This is a genomic window from Escherichia sp. WS1450 (assembly GCF_046487395.1).
GTDB lineage: Bacteria > Pseudomonadota > Gammaproteobacteria > Enterobacterales > Enterobacteriaceae > Escherichia > Escherichia coli.
Genome location: NZ_JBJQJO010000083.1, coordinates 1 through 3222 on the forward strand (window position 1 = coordinate 1; position 3222 = coordinate 3222).

Consider the following 3222-nt stretch of genomic DNA (forward strand, 5'->3'; position numbering starts at 1 on the left):
CAGAATGATGTCACGCTGAAAATGCCGGCCTTTGAATGGGTTCATGTGCAGCTCCATCAGCAAAAGGGGATGATAAGTTTATCACCACCGACTATTTGCAACAGTGCCCGTCATACTTTCGCCTTCATGATCTGCAACGAGTTGATCAATAATAAGCGAAATTCGATAACGAAATTCGATATAAATCTAGAAAAAAATACCTCTATGTGTACTACGCAGTTTTAGCTGTGGCTTTCACAGGAGCACGCTTACTTACGGCTTAGCGTGCTTTATTTTCCGTTTTCTGAGGCGATCCCTAGGAGCTCGGATCTCAGGACGAAGGTCTCCGCGAATGTCCGGTCGATCCGCGCGACGTCCCAGGCGGGCGTTCCCTTGGCGGACATCCACGCCGCAGCGTCGTGCATCAGCCGCACAACCTCGTCGATATCACCCGAGCAGGCGACCCGAACGTTCGGAGGCTCCTCGCTGTCCATTCGCTCCCCTGGCGCGGTATGAACCGCCGCCTCATAGTGCAGTTTGATCCTGACGAGCCCAGCATGTCTGCGCCCACCTTCGCGGAACCTGACCAGGGTCCGCTAGCGGGCGGCCGGAAGGTGAATGCTAGGCATGATCTAACCCTCGGTCTCTGGCGTCGCGACTGCGAAATTTCGCGAGGGTTTCCGAGAAGGTGATTGCGCTTCGCAGATCTCCAGGCGCGTGGGTGCGGACGTAGTCAGCGCCATTGCCGATCGCGTGAAGTTCCGCCGCAAGGCTCGCTGGACCCAGATCCTTTACAGGAAGGCCAACGGTGGCGCCCAAGAAGGATTTCCGCGACACCGAGACCAATAGCGGAAGCCCCAACGCCGACTTCAGCTTTTGAAGGTTCGACAGCACGTGCAGCGATGTTTCCGGTGCGGGGCTCAAGAAAAATCCCATCCCCGGATCGAGGATGAGCCGGTCGGCAGCGACCCCGCTCCGTCGCAAGGCGGAAACCCGCGCCTCGAAGAACCGCACAATCTCGTCGAGCGCGTCTTCGGGTCGAAGGTGACCGGTGCGGGTGGCGATGCCATCCCGCTGCGCTGAGTGCATAACCACCAGCCTGCAGTCCGCCTCAGCAATATCGGGATAGAGCGCAGGGTCAGGAAATCCTTGGATATCGTTCAGGTAGCCCACGCCGCGCTTGAGCGCATAGCGCTGGGTTTCCGGTTGGAAGCTGTCGATTGAAACACGGTGCATCTGATCGGACAGGGCGTCTAAGAGCGGCGCAATACGTCTGATCTCATCGGCCGGCGATACAGGCCTCGCGTCCGGATGGCTGGCGGCCGGTCCGACATCCACGACGTCTGATCCGACTCGCAGCATTTCGATCGCCGCGGTGACAGCGCCGGCGGGGTCTAGCCGCCGGCTCTCATCGAAGAAGGAGTCCTCGGTGAGATTCAGAATGCCGAACACCGTCACCATGGCGTCGGCCTCCGCAGCGACTTCCACGATGGGGATCGGGCGAGCAAAAAGGCAGCAATTATGAGCCCCATACCTACAAAGCCCCACGCATCAAGCTTTTGCCCATGAAGCAACCAGGCAATGGCTGTAATTATGACGACGCCGAGTCCCGACCAGACTGCATAAGCAACACCGACAGGGATGGATTTCAGAACCAGAGAACATGTCATTGTACTGGAAGGCGCATTACAACTGCGGCTGGGGGATGAGTGGCACACCGTTTCTGCCGGGGAATCCCTGCGCTTCCATGCGGATATCCCGCACGCTTACGCCAATCCCGGTAAGGCCATTGTGACAGGGGTCTGACGCTCAGTGGAACGAAAACTCACGTTAAGCAACGTTTTCTGCCTCTGACGCCTCTTTTAATGGTCTCAGATGTCCTTTGGTCACCAGTTCTGCCAGCGTGAAGGAATAATGGCCGAGCATATTGATATGTCCGTGGCAAAGCGGGGAGAGGCGTGCGATATCTTCATCATTCAGTGTTTCACCCTGCGCCCGGAGATGATCCAGGGCTGCCTGCATATAAATAGTGTTCCATAACACGACGGCGTTAGTGACCAGCCCCAGTGTGCCCAGTTGATCTTCCTGACCGTCGGTATATCGTTTTCTTATCTCACCTTTTTGACCGTGACAGATGGCTCTGGCAACGGCATGGCGACTTTCTCCCCGATTAAGCTGGGTCAGAATGCGCCGGCGGTAATCTTCATCATCAATATAATTAAGCAGATACAGCGTTTTGTTGATGCGCCCCACTTCAATGATTGCCTGAGTCAGTCCGGAAGGACGTTCACTTTTCAGCAATGAACGGACCAGCACTGAAACCTGTACTTTGCCCAGCTTCAGGGAGCCAGCGGTCCGGATCATTTCGTCCCACTGAAGGACTATTTTTCGGGGATCTGATTGCCCTCTGGCAATATCATTCAGCACGCCATAGTCGGCATCATGGTCCATTCGCCAGAAAACCGAAGCACCGGCATCAGCCAGGCGTGGAGAAAACTGGTATCCCAGCAGCCAGAAAAGGCCAAAGACAAGTTCGCTGGCACCTGCTGTATCGGTCATAATTTCGGTTGGATTCAGCCCGGTCTCCTGTTCCAGAAGACCTTCCAGCACAAAGATAGAGTCCCTCAGCGTCCCCGGTATAACGATGCCATGAAAGCCGGAATACTGATCGGACACAAAGTTGTACCAGGTGATCCCTCTGTTATTACCAAAGTATTTGCGGTTCGGTCCGGCATTGATTGTTCTGACTGGCGTAACAAAGCGCATTCCATCTGCAGATGCCACTTCTCCTCCACCCCATATCTGTGCCAGTGGCAGCGTTGCCTGAAAATCAACCAGTCTGGCATTAGCGCTGGTGATAGTTTCAGCCCGCAGATAGTTCGCTTTTGTCCAGTTCAGCCGGTGTCGGGTCAGTGCAGGAACATTTGATCTGATCAGTGGTTCCAGACCGATATTGCAGGCTTCAGCCATCAGCACGGCGCTGATGCTGACGGGCAGATCATCAACTCTGGCACTGGCTTCACTAGCATGGAAAAACTCATCAGCAAATCCGGTATGGGCGTTAATTTCGAGCAGCAACTCCGTTAAATCCACCGGAGGGAGTAGATCACTGATCATTTTGCTCAGTCGTTTCGGCACTGTTGCAAATAGTCGGTGGTGATAAACTTATCATCCCCTTTTGCTGATGGAGCTGCACATGAACCCATTCAAAGGCCGGCATTTTCAGCGTGACATCATTCTGTG

At 54.9% G+C, this 3222-nt stretch carries 3 protein-coding genes and 2 pseudogenes; 1 reads left to right on the forward strand and 4 read right to left on the reverse strand.

Annotated features, from left to right (window positions below; all coding sequences use genetic code 11):
- Positions 1 to 269: 269 nt before the first annotated feature.
- The 3 genes and pseudogenes from ACJHYR_RS27250 to ACJHYR_RS27260 all read right to left on the reverse strand — a co-directional run.
- Positions 270 to 473: a hypothetical protein gene (locus tag ACJHYR_RS27250; protein ID WP_000376616.1), complete on the reverse strand. Its 204-nt coding sequence runs from the start codon at positions 471 to 473 to the stop codon at positions 270 to 272.
- 127 nt (positions 474 to 600) lie between these two features.
- Complete coding sequence (sul1, locus tag ACJHYR_RS27255) at positions 601 to 1440, reverse strand: sulfonamide-resistant dihydropteroate synthase Sul1 (protein WP_000259031.1); 840 nt, start codon at positions 1438 to 1440, stop codon at positions 601 to 603.
- Positions 1434 to 1640, reverse strand: a pseudogene (locus ACJHYR_RS27260) (DMT family transporter); the annotation flags it as partial. The pseudogene ACJHYR_RS27260 and the gene sul1, both read right to left, overlap by 7 nt.
- Between ACJHYR_RS27260 and ACJHYR_RS27265 the strand changes: the two are divergent.
- Entirely contained in the window at positions 1621 to 1785 is a 165-nt protein-coding gene (locus tag ACJHYR_RS27265; RefSeq protein WP_072644484.1) for a cupin domain-containing protein, read from the forward strand. The pseudogene ACJHYR_RS27260 and the gene ACJHYR_RS27265 overlap by 20 nt on opposite strands.
- A gap of 57 nt (positions 1786 to 1842) precedes the next feature.
- Here the strand turns inward: ACJHYR_RS27265 and ACJHYR_RS27270 are convergent.
- Positions 1843 to 3093: pseudogene (locus ACJHYR_RS27270) on the reverse strand (Tn3-like element Tn3 family transposase); the annotation flags it as partial.
- Positions 3094 to 3222 lie beyond the last annotated feature (129 nt).